This is a genomic window from Paenibacillus sp. 481 (assembly GCF_021223605.1).
In the GTDB taxonomy this organism is placed as follows: domain Bacteria; phylum Bacillota; class Bacilli; order Paenibacillales; family Paenibacillaceae; genus Paenibacillus_B.
This window is the reverse complement of the sequence record NZ_CP075175.1, coordinates 5,469,602-5,491,487: the sequence shown is the minus strand read 5'-3', so window position 1 is coordinate 5,491,487 and position 21,886 is coordinate 5,469,602. Positions and strand designations below refer to the sequence as shown.

The window sequence follows — 21,886 nt, the reverse complement described above, 5'->3', positions numbered from 1 at the left end:
GGGAGTGCGTATGACAAGCATTATTGAGTCTAAACTTAAAGAAATGGGAATTGAGCTGCCGGAAGCAAGTAACCCCGCTGCTACGTATACGAATTACGTCATCGTAAATGGACTTATGTACGTGTCTGGGAAAGGGCCTTCAGGTAATCCGAAAGGGAAATTAGGGCAAGAATTCACGACAGAGGAAGGCTACCAGTATGCAAGAGACGCGGGTATTGAGGTGCTTGCGGTCGTCAAGGACGCTTTAGGAACTTTAGATAAAGTAAACAGAGTTGTAAAGGTGCAAGGCTTTGTAAATGCAGTACCTACTTTTGAGGAACATCATAAAGTGTTAAATGGATTTTCAGATTTAATGTTCGAGGTATTTGCCGACAAGGGTGTGCATGCTCGTTCTGTGTTTGGCGCTGTTTCTGTAAGGGATAACCTTCCGATTATTGTAGACTCTATTTTTGAGGTGGAGGAAGGCTGATTTTATCAAAAAAGGAGCGGGATCGATGGACTTATATTATGGGTGCCCAGTTTATATAACCGCGGGTAAACTAAAGGGCCGTATCGGTTATTTCGATGATAATGGTCACGATGATAGTGGTAAACCCATTGGTTATGTTAGTTTAGGTAACCCTCTATATTCTAGGGAGCACAAAATACCTCTTAAATATTTAAGAGAGATCACTACCGAGGATTTATTTAGACGGCAGGGAGATATTCTTAGTGAGTTATTGAAAATAAATTATTCAATAAAAAAAATCAACAGCGAGCAGATAAAATCAGATTTATTAACGGAGTATATTTATATAGAATCTTTATTTTCTGATAAGTATTTCAAGGCTCGATTTCAGAACAATGAAGTTGGTAAATTTCTATTCATTTCACATTCTTCACATGACAAACCTTTTGCGCGATTATTAGCCACTGATCTTGCTGAAGCAGGACATTTCCCTTGGATAGATGATTGGCAAATTAAAGTGGGTGATTCAATCCCAGAAAGTATATCAAATGCATTACAAAAAAGTGATTTTGTAATAGTTGTTTTGTCTCATAACTCTATTGGTTCAGAGTGGGTTAAACAAGAATGGTACACAAAATATTGGGATGAAATCGCTACCGGGAAAGTCAAGGTAATTCCTCTTATGATCGAAGACTGTGAGATACCAGAACTGCTAAAAACAAAAAAGTATGCTGATTTTAGAAATGATTATAATGATGGGCTAACAGATCTATTAATTTCATTAAGTTAGCTGATGTTGTGAGAAGTAGGCAATAACTGAGGTGCCAGTTATTCAGTTAATCATTGTAATCACGCTGAAGAGGATAAGTTAAAAAGATCCTTGTTGCTGAATCTTCTTAGGATCGTTCCATACGTAAAAAGTTGTTGATTTAGGGGGTAGAACATGCCAAGTATATTTCTTAGTCATACAAGTATCGACAAGCCATTTGTAGAAAAATTAGCAAGAGATTTAAAAAGAATAGGAGTTAACGTTTGGTTTGATAAATGGGAGATAAAAATTGGTGATTCTCTTACTTGGAAAATTGAAGAAGGCATTAGGGAGAATGAATTTTTAGGAATAGTATTATCCCCTGAGGCACTTAACTCTGAATGGGTTAAGAGTGAACTTGGTGCCGCATGGGTAAAGCAAATGCAAACAAAAAAAGTTTTTGTATTACCTATCTTTTATCGGGATTGTCAAATACCTTATTTTTTATCTGATCGAAAATTTGCTGATTTTAGAAGTGAGTATGAACACGGTTTCAGTGAATTAGCAAGCGTTTTTGGAATTGAAGAGACGGAAGCAATAACTCAAGATAATTGGAGAAAGTTTACTGGGAATAAGAAAGTACCTTGGAAACAATATAAGATTAAAGAATTTGAACAATTAGTAACAGCATTAGTAGATAGAGCGTACCATTATAAATGGTCTGCTTGGGTTGGTGGGACTGCAAATGAATACTCAATTACTTTGTATTGTTCAATAAAGAAGGAGAATGCGTATATTCATAAAAGTATCTCGATTAAATTGGTTGGAAAAAGTAATGCGTACATGGCTAGCAATAAGGATGTTTCCAATCCAAATAATTTAAAAGTTAGCGATTTTGATATTTATATTGGTAATTCTGTTGACGCTTGTGATGAATTAGTATGGAGAACTATTGACGATTTTACGTCTAGGTATGGAATGCCAACGAATAAACCGCATTATCATACAGAAAGTTTTCCAGGAATGGATGAAATATATGAAGCAACTAAAGAAATGATAAAACGATTTAATTGGTATAAGGGAGATAAGTTTTTATAGAATCAAACAAAAAAGAACATCCACTATCACCGTATTCAGGTTGTTCGCTAATACTTCTTGATTTGTCTGAGCATTTTCAGAAAACGAGTGTTTTGAGGCTAAGTTCTATAGTGTGAGTTTCTAATTTTCCTATATTATTCTAGGAATGTTGAATGAAAACACATAATAGATGTAATATGCCTAATTCTATAAATAAGGAGAGAAAAGTATGGATTTACTTACACCTGTTGTTGAAGAAGATAAATTGCATCATAATTTCAAAATGTTATTAAGTGAAACTGATACTCATAAGGTATTAAAGAGTTGGGTACTAGGGTTTGTTGATAGAGATAAAAAATTTGTGGAACAATTCCAAACAACTTTCAACTCATGTTTTTGGGAACTTTATCTTAATGCTGTTTTAGGGAATTTGGGCTTCAGTATTGATTTCTCTTACACCTCTCCAGATTTTATAGCTCAAAAGAAAAATCAAACCGTAGTAATAGAAGCAGTAACTACTAATAATCCAGAGTATGGTACGCCAGAACATGAGAGAATAAAAGCATTAGAAAGATATGAACTAGAGTCACAGTCTCGATTGGGAAGAGAAAGGTTCTATGATGAAGTGGTATCTCTAGCAACAGAAAGAATCTTAAATAGCATAAAGAAAAAGTCTGATTATTTCTTGAATAAATATTCAAAACTTGAACATGTGAAAGGCAACCCTTTTGTATTAGCAGTAGGAGCATTCGAACAACCTCTATTCTATTATCAAGCACTTGGAGCAATTCAAAAAGTTTTATATGGAATAACAAAAGCAGAATATCGACAGGGTATTCCATATTTTGAATATGAAGATTATATTGAAAAGCAAAATAATGGTACAAAAATTCCATTGGGATTATTTAGAGATTCTAGACTAAGTCATATAAGTGCTATTATTTTCAGCCCAATAGCAACCTTTGGAAAATTAAGAGCTCTTCAATCAAAAAAATTAAAAGGAGTTTACTTTGAATCTTATAGATATAACGATTACTCCAAAAAAGGAACTATAGAATTACTAGAGCATAAGGATTATCGTGAAACATTGTTGGACGGGCTTTGCGTTTATCATAATCCATACGCAGAAATTCCACTTGATAAAGGATTGTTTTCTCATCCAGATATTTATGTGAATATGCATGAGGAATATAGCAGAATGAAACATGGATTCCTATTTAGGAGAAGAGTAATCAATAATAACAATCTTACGACTAAGGCAATCAGCACCCTGAGGAGTGGGTTTTAAGACTTAAAACATACTTCTCTTGGTCCGGACCTATTAGCAGTGGATTATCTGCTAGCGGAAGGAGCACAGACTGGATACATCTATCTGATTTTCGATTTAGAGATGGTGTGGCGTCGTTAACATAAGAACTTTTGAAAATTACTGCAGGAGGAGATAAATGTGAAAAATAAAGATACATTAAAACAGTTTATTATAAAATATGTGAATGAATTAGAGAATGATGGATATTCAGGTGAAAATATAAATCATCCTCCGTTTGAATTAACTCCTAGAGACTATCTCCAATTTGCTGAAACAGAGTTAGATAAAACAGATAATATTGGTTTAATAAATTGTGTTTCACATATAAAGAGAGCTATGGACTGTCAAATTGATATCTTTTTTTACTCATATAATTTGTATAATTTATTTAAGAGGAAGAGATTGGGTGTTGACAAAAAGCTTGAATTCCTAAGAGAAGTAGGTGTGTTTGATTCAAAATCATTATCGAGATTAAATGCTATTAGGAATAGGATGGAACATGAGTTTGAAGTACCGAAAATTCAAGATATTGAGTTGTATTATGATTTAGTGTCAGCATTTGTTTCAATACTAGAGAGCCACATTCTTATATTGGAAATTTACGCTGAATCTAGTTGGTATTCCACAAATGAGAATGGACCAAAGAGATTCAGTATTTCTTACTCTCTAACGGACCAAAGTGTAAAAGTTGCTTGGAAAACAAATCAGGGAGAAGCTATTAATCTTATCGCTAGATCTACTGATATAGATGAGTTTTCCTTCTTCTTAAGAGTGTTCTTCTTAATGTCCAAGTCTTATGTTCATATAAGTAAAAACTATATCATTTCACAACTGAGTATATAAAACGGTAAGCGTTTTTAGAAACTCGGTGAAGATGACAACTTCATTTGCCACTTCACACCTTTTTATAGGATGAATATCCATTAATCTTCGGTCCTCAGGAGAAATTGACGTGGTGATTCAAATAATAATCCTGATCACATCGTGCTCAGGCACTCTGTAACCACAAGGAAGCAAGGCCGCGTCGACCGCCTTCTATCGCCCGGCGCAGCCTTACGTTTAGTGATCTCTGTACTGCTCCACCGATCCATTAACCATCCTGTAAGGAAACGAGACGCGTAGACGGCTTTTGAATCAGTTGCTTGAGATTATCATAATTAACAAGGAATGTTCCGACGATAACGGTAACAGCTCCGACCACGGTCACCCAAGTAAGCGCTTCTCCGTAGAGCATCACCCCAATACTAAGCGCCACCAACGGTGACACGTACAGCCATGTAGAGGCGAACACTGGGGTTGTCTTGTCGACCAACCAATAGAACAGACTGTGTCCGAGCATGGAACCGATGACGATCAAATAGAGCAGTGAGCCGAGTGAACTCGCCGATAACAAGCTCTCCATGTGCCATTGCTCTGTACAGACAGAGAGTAACAGCAACAATACTCCGCCATTAAACATTTGTGCCGCATTAAACGCAATCGGCGATACATCGGGAAAGCGTTTGGTCACACGTTTAGAGTAGATGGCCCCCCATGAAAATGACAATTGACCTATGACAATTGCAATACTCCCCAAGAAAAACCACACACTCGCTGAAATCGTAATACTCGGCATAATCATAAGCGTAACGCCAATAAATCCGATGATGCAGCCCAGTACACTGTGGCTAGTCGGCTTTTGACGTGCCATGAGCATTTGCAGCACGAGAACCATAAGCGGGCCCGCAGCCGACAATACCGCTGCAACTCCAGACGAAACAAATTGCTCACCCCAGTACAAAGTGGAAAAGGTACCGAACGTTAGCCCCATTCCGGTAAGCAGCATTTCTTTGCTGATTAGAAGTGAGAAGCTTGCTTTTTTTCGCCATGCCATCCAGAGAAATATAAGCAAACCCGCGACCATAAAGCGTAAACTTGCAGATAAAAAAGGTGGAGCAGAGGCATCCACACCGATTTTAATGGCTAAAAATGTTGTGCCAAATATGAGACATACTAAAAAGTAATTAAAAATAATCAAACGTACTCCCCCTTTGAGATGATCATACACGGATCGGAATAGAACAGATGAAAGCGATTAGAACAGATTAGAAAAAATTGGTGTACAATAGGCAGTAGGGGAGGCGGCTTGCATGCTGTTCAAACAAGTATACGATTACATCATGACGCGGATTGAGCGAGGAGATTGGAATATACACGATAAGCTTCCTTCTATTCGACTGCTTGCGCTGGAATTAGAAGTCAATCGACTAACGGTGTTCAAAGCGTACCAATTGCTAAAAAAGAACGGAAAAGTGTACGTGAAGGAGAAGTCAGGGTATTATGTCAGTCCTGCGGATAGCTCTGCAAATTGTTCTGTGAATCGTTCCGTGAATTCGGCACAATTCCTTAACGAACATGATCTAAACCGAACACCGGAACGTTATACTGTGCAACGAAACTGTAAAATGTCTGACATTCACAGGGTAGCCGCTGTTTATCAATTTTCCCAAGCACTCATCGACCCGAATTTGCTGCCGAATTTATTTTTATCAGAGTATGTGAAAAAAGTTTTTGATATTTACCCGAAGCTAATGGGGACGTATTCCACTCCACAAGGGGATGCAGAGCTGCGAGAAGTCCTGTGCCAATACCTGATCAATCATTACCAGATTCATCTACATCCAAGCGAGGTATTGATTACGACAGGGGCCCAACAGGCCATTGACTTGCTTTCTCGAATGTTTATCAGACCTATGGATGCGATTTTAGTGGAACGTCCGACATATTGCGCTGCGATTGATGTGTTCCGCGGACAGGGCGCCCGCTTAATTCCGGTGAATATTTCGCCGAATGGCTATGATTTAGACAAAGTCGAATCGTTGATGAAGCAGTATCGTCCACGGTTTTTTTATATGAATCCTACGTTTCATAATCCAACAGGGTATACATTGCCTGCTTCGCAACGCAAGCAGCTTGTAGAGCTGGCTGAACAGTATCGATGTCTCCTTATTGAAGATGATGCGTTTCAAGATATGTATTTTGATAAGCGGCCGCCGGAGCCTTTATTTACGTACGATACAGAGGGCTGGGTTGTGTACCTCCGAAGTTTCTGCAAGTATGTGGCGCCTGGCTTACGAATCTGCGCGGTGTTTGGCCGTAAGTCAGTAATCGAGCCTTTGATAACGGCTAAGTCACTGGCAGATAACGGAACACCGCTCGTCACGCAAAAAATATTTATTCATTATTTTCAATCGGAACGGATGCAGCAGCATTTGGCCAAGTTGCGGATTGCGCTGCAAATTCGCAGAGACATCATGGAAGAGGAACTAACCTTGGCACCGATTGACTGGAAATGGGTCACTCCCAACGGGGGGCTTAATTTATGGCTTCAACTGCCGGAGACGGTGCCAGTGAGCACGCTATTAGACGAGTGCTTGCGACAAGCGATAGCGTTCCTTCCAGGTCAAATTTGTGACCCACTAAATGAGATGCAGTCTTGGATTAGACTGAGCTATTCATTTGTGAATGAAGAGCAATTACGCATAGGAATTCGTCAGCTTGCAACGATTGCACAATCTATTCAGAGCCGTGAGATACGTTGTTGAATATGAAAGTGGGAATCATGTTCAAAAAGGGTGTACTCGCGATGGCATATACGATACATATACGTTCAAACGATGGACCAGCATGAAGCAGAACATGTTGAGTTTGTAAAAATGAAATACATGCGCAAATGCGTGTGCTAGTAGTCAAAATCAGCTTATGAGGAGGGGATAGCGGGGTTATGGAAAAAATCAAGTTTGTAGATGCGGAGCTGAGCGAGACGATAGCAGAGCTACTGGGCAAGTACGATCACAAGACGTTAGCCATTTGGGCTGCGGATTGCTCCGAACATGTACTTCCATATTTCGAAGAGAAGGTTCCATATGATGAACGGCCTCGACAAGCGATTGAAGCCGGGCGTGTCTGGGTGCGTGGTGAAATCACGATGAGTGAAGCGCGTACTGCGGCTTTTGCCGCTCACGCTGCTGCACGCGATACGGATGATGCCGCGGCTTGCGCTGCTGCTCGTGCCGCTGGGCACGCAGCCGCAACCGCTCATGTTGCCAGCCATGCTGTACACGCGGCCACCTATGCAGCCAAAGCGGCCGCTTTCTCCTCCGCGGATGTCAGTGATAACACCGCCAAAGAGCGCAACTGGCAACTCAAACACTTGCTCGATTTAGGTGGAGGCGGCCAATCATGAATAGAATGATTAAACGCAAAAACAGGGCTGCCACGTGACAGCCCTGTTTTCGTTATTGACTACAACTATCATTTTCTAAATAAGCTCTTTGACAAGGGTGTTATTGAACAAATACGTAATTAAGCCTTGTGCGGCTTGAGTCGTGTACCCCTTGTTTCTCTAGTCATTTGAGATTCCATAAAAAATCTCTCTCCTTGGTCGAGACACGTCATCTCATATTCCTGTGCCACAAATGCCGATTAACTCACCCGTATTTTTGGCTATAATCCCCAAACGAAGACGAATTTCTCCAACATCGCCATTTTTGGATACCGCATCTAAAAAACCGCTTGTTCTCTGGTATTTCATAGGGGTAAAGCAAGCTTCACGTTGCTCCTTAAGTACATTCCAATCTATTAAATATTTATGAAAATAAGGCTGCCAAGTTAGGCGGTGTAGAGCTTCTCAATCCTCCTGCAACATAATATCTATACACTCATTTGTAAAGGTCAGTGTTCATATGTTGGTAGCTACTTATTGATATCCTCCTCATGGATAGAAGGATTACAAAGCATGGAATAGAGAGGGCACTTCATGTCACAAAAATGCTGCAATCCACAAGGATTCACCGTATCATGTGATTGATGCCACATTATGCTTTGCATCCTTGTAACCGTTAACATAAAATTTAATGTAGTTCAAACCATGACAAAGTTGTTGGCATACCGTTAATCCTCCTCTTCTATAGCACCTAGAAAATGATGAAACAACCTTAGATCGCGTTCAATAAAAACGCTCGCTGCTGATGAAGTTGAAATGCTCCGATGAATGGTATAAAATACTATCAATTGATAGATCGTTCTATCAATTATGCCATTGTTCACAATCGCATGTACGAAAGAGGGAGTTCACATTGAAAAATACGAGAACCGCAACAAAGGAAGCTAGGCTTAATGCCATTCTAGATGCGGCAACAGAGCTATTGGTCGAGAAACCTACCGCTTCTTTGAATGAGATTGCCGATTGTGCAGGCATAGGCATTGCCACCTTGCACAGATATATCGAGAGTAGGGAGCAGTTAATGCTGCAACTTGGACTACGAGCTACCAATGTCGTAGGAGAAACGGTTAGCCAAATTCGGCTAGATGAGGAGAATGACGAGTCCTACATTAAGGCGCTGATCGAGGTGCTTATTCCGCTGGGGGACAAGATCTATTTTCTTACGCATGAAACTTCACTCTACTTCAGCGCGGAAATGATTGCAGCCGAGGAAAAAGTGAAGGAACCCATTAGGCAAGCCATTAAATCGTTGCAGCTCACAGGGTATTTCCGGCAGGATATGAGCAGCGATTGGATTTTGGAAGTGCTATATTCGCTGCTCATCCTCACTTGGCAGCAGGTTCAGCAAGGGCACATCGCCAAAAAAGTAGCTCCAAAGCTTGTCATCGATACGCTGTTCCACGGAGTTAGAACGAATACACCCGCAAATTAATCTTGTATATCATATCCCATGCATTCGGAGAGGATGTTTATGATGAAAGAGACAGGATATATCCCTCAACCTAACACATATGGACCACTTGGGAATTTACCTTTAATCAACCAAGATTCACCGACACTCTCCCTTTGTGAACTCGCAGATAAGTACGGGCCGATTTATCGCTTTACAGGCCCTGGCTTTTCCACGTTGGTCGTGTCAGGACATAAACTAGTAGCAGAAGTGTGCGATGGTTCTCGTTTTGACAAATTGATATACAGTGAATTGGAAAATGTACGCGCCTTCGGCGGCGACGGCCTATTTACAAGCAGAACGAACGAGCCTAATTGGAGAAAAGCCCATAACATTTTGCTGCCTACTTTTGGCCAACAAGCGATGAAAGGGTATCACTCCATGATGGTTGACATCGCCTTGCAGTTGGTTCAAAAATGGGCTCGTCTGAATCCGCAAGACAGTATCGATGTCCCTGATGACATGACCCGCCTCACGCTCGACACGATCGGGCTTTGCGGTTTTAATTATCGCTTTAACAGTTTCTATAGAGAAGATCACAGCCCTTTTATTGTGAGCATGGTACGCGCACTAAATGAAGCGATGCAAAAAAGCGCACGGCTTGCGATTCAACATTTATTTATGTTCAAAGCAAAGCGGCAGTTCCAAGCCGATATTCAGACGATGTTTACATTAGTAGACAAAATCATTGCGGAACGAAAGGCAAGCGGCGATCAAGGTGAGATGGACTTACTTTCACGAATGCTGAATGGCAAAGACCCAGAGACTGGGGAAATGCTGGATGACGAAAACATTCGATATCAAATCATCACTTTTTTAATTGCGGGACATGAAACGACAAGTGGCTTATTATCGTTTGCGCTTTATTTTTTGCTGAAAAATCCAGATTCGCTTAAAAAGGCGTATGCGGAAGTGGACCAAGTATTCACAAGCCCGACTCCGACGTACAACCAAGTGCTTCAGCTCAAATACATAAGGATGATATTAAATGAGTCGTTGCGCTTATGGCCGACAGCTCCGGGTTTTGATCTGTATGCGAAAGAAGATACGGTCATCGGAGGGATATATCCTTTAAAAAAAGGAGACGGTGTCAGCGTACTTCTGCCTCAGCTTCATCGTGACAAAGACGCGTGGGGAGAGGACGCAAATGAGTTTCGGCCCGAGCGGTTTGCAGATCCGGCTAAGGTGCCTAATCATGCTTACAAGCCATTTGGCAACGGAGAACGGGCTTGTATCGGGATGCAGTTTGCCTTATACGAAGCAACGTTAGTTCTGGGGATGATTTTACAGCATTTTGCGCTTATTGATTATGAGAACTACGAGTTGAATATCCAGCAGACGTTAACGATTAAACCGGGTGATTTTAAAATACGCGTGCAGTTGCGGCAGGATAAGCAAGTGGCAAGTATGCCTGTGCAAGCGGGGGCAGCAGAGACAGCGGCTGGGCTGGCTGTTGAGGATGTTGAGGATGCAGCCAATGAGCGGGAGCAAAAAGAGCAAAGAGGACAAGGGAAACGAAGAGCACAGTGGGAGCAAGGTGAGCGGACGGAGCAGCGTAGTCAGCCAGGTCAGCCAAGTGAGGTGGAGCAACGAAGTCATGCAGGTCAGCCAAGAGAGGCGGAGCAACGAAGTCATGCAGGTCAGCCGAGAGAGGCAGATCAACGAAGTCAGATTGCAAGCACCATAAGCGGAGCTGAAAGTCCCTCGCTGCTCGTGCTTTACGGCTCTAATCTAGGCACAGCAGAAGGAATAGCACGAGAACTTGCACATACCTCACGCCTATACGGCTTCAAGAGTGAAGTCGGCCCTCTGAATGATTGGGTCGGTAGGCTTCCCAATGAGGGAGCCGTAGTTATCGTTACCGCTTCTTATAGCGGAAGGCCGCCGCACAATGCGGCTAAGTTTGTGCAATGGCTGAAACAAGTGCAACCGAATGAACTTCTAGGTGTTCAATATGCGGTATTTGGCTGTGGTGACCGCAATTGGTCGAATACGTATCAGGACGTGCCTAGATGGATCGACGACCAGCTCACATTAAAAGGAGGCACAAGGCTTTCTCCACGTGGTGAAGCCGATGCTGGCGGGAATGTTGAGCGGCAACTTGCCGAGTGGCGGGAGACCATGTGGGCGGATATGAAGCATGCTTTTGGCTTGCAAGCAGCCGAACATCATCATGTGGCAGTCGAGCAGCAGCGTTCACTGCACGTTCAATTTGTGAGCGAATTAGTCAGCGGATTAGAAGCGCTGCCTCTTGCTCGCACGTACGGTGCTGTCATCACTACAGTGCTGGATAATCGTGAACTGCAAATGGCTGGAAGCGAGCGCAGCACAAGGCATATTGAGCTTGCATGGCCTGAAGGGATGACGTATCAGGAAGGCGATCACCTCGGGGTGCTACCAAGCAATAGCAAGGAGAATGTAGATCGAATATTGCGTCGGTTCCGACTTCATGGAAATGATCAACTGATACTGACGTCTGATGGCCGCAACATGGCACATTTACCACTGAATCGCCCTGTTAGCCTGATTGAACTGCTCCGTCACAGTGTAGAAATACAAGAGCCAGCAACTCGCGCGCAGCTGCGTGAGCTTGCAGCTTACACCGTGTGCCCACCGCATAAGCGTGAATTGGAAGCCTTACTAGATGAAGCTGTGTACAAGGAGCACATATGGAATAAACGTATCTCGATGCTAAGCTTACTGGAACAGTACGAAGCGTGCGAGCTGCCGTTCGAACAGTTCCTAGAGCTGCTGCCGCCACTTAAGCCAAGATACTACTCGATTTCCAGTTCTCCACGAACAGATGCTAAGCAAGTAAGCATTACAGTTGCCGTTGTGCATGGACCTGCTTGGAGTGGCAACGGCGAATACGAAGGTGTTGCTTCAACGTACTTGGCCACATGCAAGCGAGGAGAAGAAGTCCTTATGTTCGTACGCACGCCTGAATCTGGCTTCCAATTGCCGGAGGATGCGACTGTGCCTATCATTATGATTGGCCCGGGGACAGGTGTGGCGCCGTTTAGAGGTTTTTTGCAGGCACGGGCTGCACTCAAGAAGCAAGGATTGCCTATCGGGGAAGCGCATCTCTTTTTCGGATGCCGCAACGAATTGGATTTTATTTACCGTGAGGAGCTTGAGCAATTTCAAAAAGAAGGCGTTGTCACGCTTCACACGGCTTTTTCGCGTGCAGAAGGGATGCCCAAATGCTATGTGCAGCATTTACTAGCACAACATGCAACCGAAATCATAGAAATGCTTAACGATCAAGGGCGGCTCTATGTTTGCGGAGACGGCAGTCAAATGGCGCCGGATGTGGAGGCCACCCTTCAACAAGCCTACCGAGATGTGCGGGGAGTAGGCGAGCAAGAAGCGCAAGCTTGGCTGGACAAGTTGCAAGCAGAGGGGCGCTACGCGAAAGATGTGTGGGCACGGACATAACGATTATGCAAGCTGTTTCCTGTAGCGGACGGGAGACAGCTTTTTTTTATTTTCCAATTGCAGGCGGCTTGTTTATTAACGGTGTTAATCATTCATATAGTATAATTTTGTATTATTCAAAAAATCGTGTCACAAATTGGAATGTTGAGATTGTTATATAGATAAACAACACGACAGGAGGTGATCTCTTGCAGACTATCATCCCCGGGGAAGCGGAAGAAAAACGGAATGCAATCGAAGCGATTGTTGAACAAGTCAAAGCAGGAGACATTCAGGCATACAAGTCAATTATTATCCATTTTGAACGGCAAATGTATGCGTATTGCTTGTATATTTTGAAAGATCATGCAGAGACAGAGGATGCTGTGCAAGAGATTTTTATTCGCGCTTATGAACATCTGTATCAATATAGCAGGCAAGTATCTTTTTCTGCGTGGCTTTATAAGATGGCGTATCATCATTTGATGAATGTAAAGAAGAAGAAAAGCCGTTGGCTCAGATTGGTCGAGCATGTGAAAGAGCAGCAGCCTGTGCAGCAATTTTCTCAACAGGAGTCTGTCGTGCATGAGCTGTTAACGCATCTATCGACGGAAGAACGTCATATTTTACTGCTAAAAGCGGTAGAACAGTACACCTTTGAAGAAATAAGTGAAATTATGGGCGTTAAGTCCGCTACGATACGAAAAAAATATGAGCGCTTGCGGCGGAAGTTATTGGAGAGCAATAGCCTAATTGGAGGGGTGGCACATGGAAAAGTGGCAGCATCAAACGGAGTGCGCTGAAATGGATGCCATTGAACGCTTGATTGCGGACACGGCATTGCCAAAGCACAGTTTGAGCGATCAAATTATGAGCAAGATTGAAGCTCGTCCACTGTCAAGACGATTATCTCGGGCAAAACCAAATGTAATGAAGCGTGTAGCAGTAGCCACATCTGCGGCCGCGATCCTTGGCGTAGGTGTTATTGGCGCGGGATTTGTATCGCCAGTTATGGCTGCAACCTTAAAGCAAATTCCCGTTATCGGAGTGCTCTTCCAAGGAACGAGTGAAGAAGCAGTGCGAGCTGCGATTAAGCAAGGAATCGTATCTACACCTAACCTAAGTGTAACTCATGATGGAATTACACTTAAATTAACGAATCTTTTGTACGATGGAACTCGGTTATCTTTTTTGGTGGAACGTGAAGGTGAAAATTTGCCGTTTAATGCTGGCACTCCGTATATCCCGTTTGATCCTACTGAAAAAGGAGAGTGGGCTAAAAAACGGATGGTTCCGGAAAAAGATCAGCTTAAAGGTTATATCAAAAGGCCAACGATCCTTGCAAATGGAAAGGAAATTGATTCCGCATCAGGGCAATATGGGGACTACCCGCTAGGGAAAAGCACCGCTTATGAAGTTGAATTGTTTCAAATCAAACATTTGCCAGATGAATTTGAGCTGACCGTTCAGCTCAATGTCACAAAGGTAAAAGAAACCTTCGAGTTCAAAATTCCTGTAAAAGTGAAAAATAAGGCGCTTGTCCTGAAGCCGGGCATGTCTAAATCACATGGAGATTTCAGCTATACGGTTAAGCAGTTAGACATTTCACTCGTCTCCACTCGTCTTATTTTGGATAGTAAAGGACCTGTTCCACGTTCTCCAGCGCAGACAGGCAAATACCACGCTAGCAAGATGTATTATGAGCTTGTGGATGACAAAGGCATTGAAGTGGAGCTGAGTCAATACGGGTATTTCCACGGCAAACCGAAAACCAAATACAACGTTGACGAGTTATACAGTCCTTTTAAAGGCGTACCTAAATCCATTACGATTAAGCCTTATACCCTTACGGTGAAGAACAAGGATTGGAATGTCGTCGGTAGAGATTTGAAAAATGATAAAAAAGGTGATCGGACGTACATTAAACAATTGGAAATGACTATTCCTGTTAAAAAGTAAGAACAGGGGAATTCGACAAGATCTAGCTAAACTACATTGAACAGGAGATAGAGAAATGAGCACTATGAACAACACTGCGAAACCTAAGTCGAATCATACTCGGAAAAAAATCACGTTAATCGCATGGGCAGTCATGCTAGGTGTGGCGATCGTCGGCAATGGATTTCCTTCTTACGCTAGTGCTGAGACTGCCATGCAAGCTGCTGTTGCCGCTAAGCCAGCCATTGATTCGAATAAAACGGTTACTCAAGGTGGCGTGACGCTCAACCTAACTAAAGTGTTGTACGACGGGCAACTCCTGAAAATTACGATTCAGCCGGAGCGCGGGACTGTAGATTCCGCGAAGTATCCGGTGCTATCTGTTGAGGGGAAACAGACGATATTTAATGCTGGATTTACGACAACTAGCGAAAATACGACAGCGTGGCTAAACTACTCCATCCATGGAAAACTTCCGGACGAGTTCAATATGACGCTGACGTTACATGCGAATGGCGTAAAGGAGCCATTTATTTTTAATATCCCGATGAAAAAGCTTGGAAGTCTGATCACTTTAGAGCCGGGTATCACTCAAAAAAGCGGAAATTTTAGTTATACGGTGAACCATTTCGAAATGACCCCGTTAACGACAAAGCTCAAGCTGGATAGCAAAGGGAACGTTCCGACAGGAGCTACATCCAAGGGGAGTCCTAGCAAAATGTTCTATGAAATTGCAAATGAGCAAGGGGATTTAATACAGGGAAATGTGTCCGATCTCGACATCAAGAAAAAGCCTAAATCTAGCCATAAAGAGGATCTGTTATACGTGGACTCGTTCGAATCGGTACCCAAAACCATTACAATTAAACCGTATACGTATACGATTGAACCGAATGGGAACATTTTGACGGAAAAAAATAAGTTCAAAAGATGGGTGAAAACGTATTATAAGGACCTCGAAATGAAGATTGTGATCCCGAAATAACGAATTATAAATGTACAACAAACGATTACGACTGAGAACTACCGCACAACTATCGCAAAGCTACCGCATTAAAAAAAGGAATTCGCGCTTATCCAGCGTGAGTTCCTTTTTTTTTGCAGGTGAACAGCGGTTCCAATTTATCGAGATTCAAGTCTAACCAATAATCCCGTTCAATGAGTTGATTCAGGATGGTTGTGAAAGGCATACCAATATCCTTGCCAGATACATATTGCCCCATATAGATGTGCAGTACCGCGACATGGTATAAACGAGTCAACGTTCTTAATTGTTGAGTTTCATCTGTAGTAAAGGAGCGAAATGTTGTGTAGCCGTCAATGAACGCAGCAGCCATATCTAAAGAGCCATTTGACATTTGCAACACATGATTCAAACTGATTGCAAATTCTAGAAAGGCAATGTCATACGCCAGAAAATCAAAATCAAGGACGCCAGTTATATTATCGTCTATCGCAAGCAAATTGAACACGAGCAAATCATGATGCACAAGCTGCTGTGGTAATTTCTTTAATTGTTCAAGCTGTTTATTAACGGATGCAAGGGCATGATCATAGGCGTTTTTTTGTGCATCTGTAATAGGAAATGGCGGGCAATCCCAAAACGATTCGACTGCTGCTTGATTAACGAGCGGGTGGATGCCGTAGAAGTCTGTAAAGGGAATCCCTTCAAAGTCTAACCCCCTTGGCTTGTTATATGTACCTAGCTTAGCAGCCAATTCTCCCACGACGCTTCCAAACGATCTGGCATCTTTCAGCGTTAACAGCGCAGGTGCGGTACCCTTAATATAAGTAACGCAAGCTCCTAAAGTACCGTCCTGTAACGTAACATATGCTTCTCCATCTAGCGTAGGTAAGAACCTTGGAATTTCAAAGGACAATGGACTGTCTTCTAAAAATGACGTCACACTCATTTCCAAGGCTAAGCTTTGAATCGACTTTGTATATCGGTCATATTTTCGCACAACGAATTTCTCGTTATGTATCGCCACGAATATGGTCGTATTCGTTAAACCGAACGGTGCGGGTTCCGTTTTCACATTGTTGGTATCAACATATTTGGCAATTATCCATTTTAACGAATCTATCATGTTAAACCCCCTCGAAAGATACTCTAGGTTAACTTTAGGTACACCATCTCTAAACCATGCTATCACACTAAATCTAGAACGAATACTCGTAGTTATCCCATATCAACAACATGATTTAACATCGCCATTTTTAAAAAATACGTCATGCATGAATGAGCGTGTCACAAATTTGTATTTCAAGATTGTTATATAGGTAAAGAGAAAGGGGGACAAGCTCTTACAGACTCCATCCCCGGGGAAGATAGTAACAGGTTGAAATAACGTGAAATGCGCGAATAGCAAGGTGCCAGCACTATGCACAGATGAATAACCAACTCATAACATGATAGGAGAGTTTTCAATGAAAAAAACAATTTTGGCTGCCTCTATAGCAGCAGTACTCGGAGCAAGTGTTATTAGCCCAGCATCAGTATCGACTGCGTTAGCTACATCCGCAAACCAAGGAAGCGCAGCTGAATCTATCTTAAGTGCTACCCACGACGGAATCACATTAAAGGTAAGCGACTTAACTTATAATGGAACTCGTTTATCTTTTCTCTTAATCCGTGACGGAATAGATTTACCTACAACCGCATCGCCATACATTGATGGAGCAATTAAAGCTGACGATAACGAATGGGTCAGAGAACGGAAGGTGCCTGAAAAGGATCGGATTAAAGGATATATTACAAATCCAACCCTTCTAGTTAATGGGAAAAAGATCGACGGTATGGGCAGTTACGGAGATTATCCCGTTAAGAAACACGCTTTTCGCGTTGATTTAACAAATGTCTCGAATTTGCCGGATGATTTCGAGCTCACGATTCAAACGAAAGTGACGAAGGTCAAGGAAACTTTTGAGTTGAAAATTCCAGTAAAGGCTACACAAAAGCCGCTTATACTGAAGCCAAATGCGTCCAAATCAGACGGGGAGTTCAGCTATACGGTTAAGGAATTGCATGTTTCGCCAGTGTCTACTCGTCTTATTTTGGATAGTAACGGCCCAGTTCCAAGATCGTCAGAACAGACCGGTGAATATATCGCCAGCAAGGTCTATTATGAGCTGGTGGACGACAAAGGGAATGCCCTCGAACAAGAGATATTCGGCTATTTCCACAAAGAGCCTGGCACGAAAGACAGCGTTAACGAATTGTATAAGTCCGCGAACGGTACATCTAAATCGATTACGATTAAGCCATTTACGCTTACGGTGAACCCGAAGGATTGGAGCGTGAAAGGCCAAGGGAAGAAGAGTGTTGGAGATAAGACATACCTGAAAGATTTGGAAGTGACGATTCCGGTAGCGAAGTAAACGACAGCTGGACAAGTGAAAATAGGGATGAGGGAAATCCACACTAATACGAGTGTGGATTTCTTTTTTATTCGTGATCTATTTTAATTCACTTCTTATGTGCTCTTTCCACTTAATAATGTTTGCGATGGCGTTTTTTTCACCACCCAAGTAAATATCCTCAATGGTCATAGACCAACGTTTCAGTGTGCGACTTCTTTCTTTACTTGGAAGAGGATTTGCTATTTTACCAGCCTTGGATACTAACTCTCGATTTCTTTCGAGAATATACGGAGTATCCCAATTATGATCATAAGCGTCAGTAAATAATTGAACCAAAGATCGGTAACCTTCTTCAGTGTAATTCGAAGGATGCTGTATCATATAACAGGCAACAAGCCAAAAATGCAAAGCATATAACTTTGGGTTATTGTGTTCCCAAATAAGGGGGAATCCGAATAATTCGTAGCAGGAAAACCCATCTATCCCCTTAGCACCACATTCCACACATTGTCCAGACTCCATAACCGTGCTATTATCAACCATTTTGGAATCCCCTATCAAACGACTATTTGTATAAGGTTAATATATCGTATTTTTATGTTCTTTGCTGCTTCTTCAATATCAAATAAATATAAAAAATTGTGTCACAAATTCGCAGGTTGAAGTTGTTATATAGGTATAGCGCAGGGGACGCCAGTCTCCATTAAGGTATTCTATCTACATCACAATTCCTACTAGAATGGAGCGAGTTCATTGACAACAACGACATCTAAATTAAGTGTACTCAAAAAAACAGTACTGATCGCATCGATCTTAACCGTATTCGGGACTGGTGTGTATGGTGCGGGAACAGGATTTGGAACACCAGTAATGGCTGCATCCGCTAGCAAAGACAGTGCAACTGCATCTAACCGGAGTGTAACTCATGACGGAATCACATTAACGGTAGACAAATTATCTTATGATGGAACCCGATTGTCTTTCCAGTTGATACGTAAGGGAGTAGGCTTGCCTGAAAATGTTGCATCTCCATACATTGATGGAGAAATAAAAGCAACGGATAACGAATGGGTCAGAGAACGGAAGGTACCTGAAAAAGATCGGGTTAAAGGGTATATTGAAGGATCAACCTTACATTTGCTTGCTAATGGGGAAAAAATAAAATATACCGCAGGCAGCTCTCGTGGTACACCCGACAATGCTTTTTATTTTGAACTAACAAGTGGGTTGAACTTGCCTGATGAGTTCGAACTGACGATTCAAGCGAAGGTCACCAAGGTTGATGAGCCGTTCGAGTTCAAAATTCCAGTAAAAGCTGTAGGTAAGCCGCTTATGTTAAAGCCGAATACGTCCAAATCGCACGGCAAGTTCAGCTATACAGTGAAGGGATTGCATATTTCGCCGAAGTATACGCGACTCATTTTGGACAGTAATGGACCCGTTCCAAGATCCAAAGAGCAAACGGGCAAATACATCGCCAGCAAGGTCTACTATGAGTTGGTAGACGACAAGGGGAATGTCCTTGAGCCTAATATTTTCGGTTATTACCACAAAGCGCCGGGCGATAAAGCTCATGTAAATGACCTGTATAGCCCTGCTAAGGTGACACCTAAATCGATTACGATTAAGCCGTTTACGCTTACGGTAAACCCGAAGGATTGGAGCGTGAAAGGCCATAGTAAGAAAAGTGTGGGTGATAAGACATATCTGAAAGAGTTGGAGTTGACGATTCCAGTGGTTAAGTGACTTCACTTCAATTACTCAGTGCTGTTGTTCAACTTCGTTATTCACTTGTCTTTTTTCAAAAAAAGGGAATTAAACCCTTTCTATTAAGTAGTTGCATGAATGTTTAAAATCTTCTTCTCATAAAATAAATATGGTAAATGAGCTTGTTCCATTATATTTAGACAAAATGATTTGCAAGTCGCTGAAGGGCTATTAACAGGTGAAAGTGAGTTCATTATTGAAATTTACTCATTTAATAAACAAGGGGGCTAGCTGCATGAAAAAAGCAGTTTCTAAACGGTTTGTTGCAGTGATTGGCGGTTCTCTTTTTTCCAGCATGTTGATTGTAAATGCTACAGTCGGTGACGTTGTCTCTTTTGGTGGTGGAGCTGTTATTTTACCGTGGTAACGTATTTTCGAAACTCCCGCAAAAGGAGCATAGGTTACATTTCTCTCGTATAACTCTGATCTTTATGATGAAAATGATTGCAGTGACATCGACATCACAAAATTTCGTCAACGAACCTCCTTCTTCTTGTGGATGGTTCGTTGGCGATTTTTTTATGGGTTGTATTTTTGCATCAGCTCAGCGTTCCGTGGTCACTCCATTTTAAAAAATTGTGATAGAATTGTAGTTCATGCTAATTCAAGGTTGTTGTCGAGTGGATTGTGTATTACTGACTACGCGAATTGAAGATTTTTATTTTGAAAAATGGTAACAATGATAAGAGAGGGGATTATCGTGAATTATTTAGTTGTAACCAATCACAGAACGGAATATTCGAATCCTATCACTTTAATAAAAGGTCAGCCTATCATTGTTGGCGAAAAATACAATGGACCAGAAGAATGGGACAATTGGTACTTCTGTTCAACTTTGGATCATGAAAATGGCGGTTGGGTTCCAGGGCAATTGATTGATGTAAGGGAAGCAGAAGGAGTTATTTTAGAAGATTATACCGCAAAAGAACTGGATGTTAACGAAGGAGAACATCTTGTTGGCTTAAAAGAACTCAACGGTTGGATTTGGTGTTTAAGAACGCTTAACTCCGAAGAGGGATGGGTACCTAAAGAGAACCTACAACTTTATTAAATGTACATAAAAAAGGTGCTGTGATCACATATTCGTATGAGACATTTCTGCATCAGAGATAGCAAGGAGTTAGAACATAATGATGAAGCTTATATCGTGGAATGTAAATGGTTTACGGGCATGTGTAAATAAGGGGTTCATGGATTATTTCCATGAGATGAATGCGGATATTTTTTGTGTGCAAGAGACGAAGCTGCAAGAGGGGCAAATTGATATGGCCCTAGGCGAAGAGTATGCGCAGTATTGGAATTATGCATTGAAGAAGGGATATTCCGGAACAGCTGTGTATACGAAACGGAAACCTCTTACTGTGCGCTATGGAATCGAGGAAAATGAGGAACCGGAAGGTAGAATTCTTACGCTAGAGTTTGAGTCCTTCTATCTGGTCAATGTATACACGCCGAATGCGAAGCGGGACTTGTCACGTCTGGAAGAGCGCTTGGTGTGGGAGGATCGCTTCCGTCATTATTTGCAGCAGTTGGATGAGCAGAAGCCAGTCATTGTATGCGGTGATTTGAATGTGGCGCATCAAGAGATTGATATTAAAAATGCAAAATCCAACCACGGGAATTCAGGGTTCACGGCTGAAGAGCGGGAAAAAATGACGATGCTTCAACAAGCCGGATTTACCGATACATTCCGGTATTTCTACCCGGATACGACAGATGCTTACACGTGGTGGTCTTACATGCCAAAGGTAAGAGAACGAAATATCGGGTGGCGTATTGATTATTTCCTTAGTTCAAGCAGAATCGATACGGCTTTGGTCGATGCACGTATTGATTCGATGGTGCTGGGCAGTGATCATTGCCCGATTCAGCTTATTATCGACGATACCAAATTGTAATTCATTTCCCAGTTCATGCTCTAGTACAAACATGGAGTACAGATATCAAGTACAAACAAGGCACCCCTTGCGTGGTGTCTTGTTTGTTGACAATACGGGGTTATCATGAAAAAGTAAACTCCTACATAGATGGTATTCGTCCGTATAGCTCACTTACTAAATTGTCTTGTTTCATAATCTCATAACAATTAGAGGTGCATGATGATA

At 42.0% G+C, this 21,886-nt stretch carries 21 protein-coding genes; 17 read left to right on the top strand and 4 right to left on the bottom strand.

Annotated features, from left to right (window positions below):
• Positions 1-10: 10 nt before the first annotated feature.
• From KIK04_RS23550 to KIK04_RS23530, 5 genes are all read left to right on the top strand, one after another.
• Positions 11-469 (top strand): RidA family protein, encoded by a 459-nt coding sequence (locus tag KIK04_RS23550; protein WP_232276210.1) that lies wholly within the window; start codon positions 11-13, stop codon positions 467-469.
• Between the two features lie 25 nt (positions 470-494).
• A complete protein-coding gene (locus KIK04_RS23545) occupies positions 495-1,238 on the top strand; it encodes a toll/interleukin-1 receptor domain-containing protein (RefSeq protein WP_232276209.1) in 744 nt (247 codons plus the stop codon).
• Between the two features lie 153 nt (positions 1,239-1,391).
• Positions 1,392-2,294 carry a toll/interleukin-1 receptor domain-containing protein gene (locus tag KIK04_RS23540; RefSeq protein WP_232276208.1) on the top strand — a complete coding sequence of 301 codons (903 nt, stop codon included), beginning with the start codon at positions 1,392-1,394 and terminating at the stop codon, positions 2,292-2,294.
• Positions 2,295-2,502: 208 nt separating this feature from the next.
• Entirely contained in the window at positions 2,503-3,561 is a 1,059-nt protein-coding gene (locus KIK04_RS23535) for a hypothetical protein (RefSeq protein ID WP_232276207.1), read from the top strand.
• Positions 3,562-3,720: 159 nt separating this feature from the next.
• On the top strand, positions 3,721-4,425 hold the full coding sequence (locus KIK04_RS23530) for a hypothetical protein (protein WP_232276206.1): 705 nt from the start codon (positions 3,721-3,723) through the stop codon (positions 4,423-4,425).
• Positions 4,426-4,672: 247 nt separating this feature from the next.
• On the opposite strand, the gene KIK04_RS23525 is transcribed toward KIK04_RS23530, so the two are convergent.
• Positions 4,673-5,599 carry a DMT family transporter gene (locus KIK04_RS23525; RefSeq protein ID WP_232276205.1) on the bottom strand — a complete coding sequence of 309 codons (927 nt, stop codon included), beginning with the start codon at positions 5,597-5,599 and terminating at the stop codon, positions 4,673-4,675.
• Positions 5,600-5,711: 112 nt separating this feature from the next.
• Here KIK04_RS23525 and KIK04_RS23520 point away from each other — a divergent pair, with 112 nt between their 5' ends.
• Together KIK04_RS23520 and KIK04_RS23515 are read left to right on the top strand one after the other, a co-directional pair.
• Positions 5,712-7,166, top strand: coding sequence for an aminotransferase-like domain-containing protein (locus KIK04_RS23520; protein ID WP_232276204.1), 1,455 nt, complete (start codon positions 5,712-5,714; stop codon positions 7,164-7,166).
• Between the two features lie 179 nt (positions 7,167-7,345).
• Positions 7,346-7,807, top strand: a complete 462-nt coding sequence (locus KIK04_RS23515; protein WP_232276203.1) for a putative immunity protein — start codon at positions 7,346-7,348, stop codon at positions 7,805-7,807.
• 213 nt (positions 7,808-8,020) lie between these two features.
• Here the strand turns inward: KIK04_RS23515 and KIK04_RS24295 are convergent, their stop codons facing one another.
• Positions 8,021-8,155, bottom strand: coding sequence for a hypothetical protein (locus tag KIK04_RS24295; protein ID WP_269670978.1), 135 nt, complete (start codon positions 8,153-8,155; stop codon positions 8,021-8,023).
• Between the two features lie 544 nt (positions 8,156-8,699).
• Here KIK04_RS24295 and KIK04_RS23510 point away from each other — a divergent pair.
• From KIK04_RS23510 to KIK04_RS23490, 5 genes are all read left to right on the top strand, one after another.
• A complete protein-coding gene (locus tag KIK04_RS23510) occupies positions 8,700-9,278 on the top strand; it encodes a TetR/AcrR family transcriptional regulator (protein ID WP_232276202.1) in 579 nt (192 codons plus the stop codon).
• Between the two features lie 42 nt (positions 9,279-9,320).
• Positions 9,321-12,734: a bifunctional cytochrome P450/NADPH--P450 reductase gene (locus tag KIK04_RS23505; RefSeq protein ID WP_232278876.1), complete on the top strand. Its 3,414-nt coding sequence runs from the start codon at positions 9,321-9,323 to the stop codon at positions 12,732-12,734.
• Positions 12,735-12,922: 188 nt separating this feature from the next.
• Positions 12,923-13,516 (top strand): RNA polymerase sigma factor, encoded by a 594-nt coding sequence (locus tag KIK04_RS23500; RefSeq protein ID WP_232276201.1) that lies wholly within the window; start codon positions 12,923-12,925, stop codon positions 13,514-13,516.
• On the top strand, positions 13,482-14,672 hold the full coding sequence (locus KIK04_RS23495; RefSeq protein ID WP_232276200.1) for a DUF4179 domain-containing protein: 1,191 nt from the start codon (positions 13,482-13,484) through the stop codon (positions 14,670-14,672). Before KIK04_RS23500 ends, KIK04_RS23495 begins: the two co-directional genes overlap by 35 nt.
• A gap of 55 nt (positions 14,673-14,727) precedes the next feature.
• Positions 14,728-15,636, top strand: coding sequence for a DUF5643 domain-containing protein (locus KIK04_RS23490; protein ID WP_232276199.1), 909 nt, complete (start codon positions 14,728-14,730; stop codon positions 15,634-15,636).
• 88 nt (positions 15,637-15,724) lie between these two features.
• On the opposite strand, the gene KIK04_RS23485 is transcribed toward KIK04_RS23490, so the two are convergent.
• Positions 15,725-16,741: a phosphotransferase enzyme family protein gene (locus KIK04_RS23485; RefSeq protein WP_232276198.1), complete on the bottom strand. Its 1,017-nt coding sequence runs from the start codon at positions 16,739-16,741 to the stop codon at positions 15,725-15,727.
• 340 nt (positions 16,742-17,081) lie between these two features.
• Here KIK04_RS23485 and KIK04_RS23480 point away from each other — a divergent pair, with 340 nt between their 5' ends.
• Complete coding sequence (locus KIK04_RS23480; protein ID WP_232276197.1) at positions 17,082-18,032, top strand: DUF5643 domain-containing protein; 951 nt, start codon at positions 17,082-17,084, stop codon at positions 18,030-18,032.
• A gap of 78 nt (positions 18,033-18,110) precedes the next feature.
• On the opposite strand, the gene KIK04_RS23475 is transcribed toward KIK04_RS23480, so the two are convergent.
• The gene (locus KIK04_RS23475) at positions 18,111-18,557 is read right to left on the bottom strand and encodes a DUF5946 family protein (RefSeq protein WP_232276196.1); all 447 of its coding nucleotides are present in this window, start codon (positions 18,555-18,557) and stop codon (positions 18,111-18,113) included.
• Between the two features lie 210 nt (positions 18,558-18,767).
• Between KIK04_RS23475 and KIK04_RS23470 the strand changes: the two genes are divergently transcribed.
• The 4 genes from KIK04_RS23470 (at position 18,768) to KIK04_RS23460 (ending at position 21,679) form a co-directional block, all read left to right on the top strand.
• On the top strand, positions 18,768-19,760 hold the full coding sequence (locus KIK04_RS23470; protein ID WP_232276195.1) for a DUF4179 domain-containing protein: 993 nt from the start codon (positions 18,768-18,770) through the stop codon (positions 19,758-19,760).
• Positions 19,761-20,016: 256 nt separating this feature from the next.
• Positions 20,017-20,148 carry a hypothetical protein gene (locus KIK04_RS24290; RefSeq protein WP_269670977.1) on the top strand — a complete coding sequence of 44 codons (132 nt, stop codon included), beginning with the start codon at positions 20,017-20,019 and terminating at the stop codon, positions 20,146-20,148.
• Between the two features lie 333 nt (positions 20,149-20,481).
• The gene (locus KIK04_RS23465; protein WP_232276194.1) at positions 20,482-20,832 is read left to right on the top strand and encodes an SH3 domain-containing protein; all 351 of its coding nucleotides are present in this window, start codon (positions 20,482-20,484) and stop codon (positions 20,830-20,832) included.
• A gap of 82 nt (positions 20,833-20,914) precedes the next feature.
• Positions 20,915-21,679 carry an exodeoxyribonuclease III gene (locus tag KIK04_RS23460; RefSeq protein WP_232278875.1) on the top strand — a complete coding sequence of 255 codons (765 nt, stop codon included), beginning with the start codon at positions 20,915-20,917 and terminating at the stop codon, positions 21,677-21,679.
• The last annotated feature ends 207 nt before the right edge of the window (positions 21,680-21,886 follow it).